1 protein-coding gene is annotated in these 358 nt (G+C 70.7%); it reads left to right on the forward strand.

All coding sequences use genetic code 11. The features are described 5' to 3' along the window. On the forward strand, positions 1–358 hold a 358-nt coding region (locus tag EN853_RS33285), incomplete at both ends, for a response regulator transcription factor (protein WP_135861356.1).

The following is a 358-nucleotide window of genomic DNA, read 5'->3' on the forward strand; positions in this document are numbered from 1 at the left end:
CGATCATCATGCTGACGGCCGTCACCGAGACCACCGACCGGGACGTCGGTCTGGAGATGGGCGCCGCCGACTCTGTGCCGAAACCCTTCGATCCGCGCGAGCTGCTGGCCCGCATCCGCGCCGTGCTGAGACGCTCGACGCCGGAGGAAGCGGCACCCGCGCCGCCGCCCCGCGCCTACCGCTTCGCCAGCTACAGGCTGGAGCCGGACACGCGCAAGGTGACGGATGCGCAAGGTGCGGCCGTCGACCTCACCGGCGCCGAATTCGACCTGCTGCAGGTGTTCCTCGACCGCCCTGGCCGGCTCTTGTCGCGTGACCAGCTGCTTGATCTCACGCAAGGCCGCGAGCGCGACCCGCT

The sequence above is a fragment of the Mesorhizobium sp. M1C.F.Ca.ET.210.01.1.1 genome, from assembly GCF_004791585.1.
Lineage (GTDB): Bacteria > Pseudomonadota > Alphaproteobacteria > Rhizobiales > Rhizobiaceae > Mesorhizobium.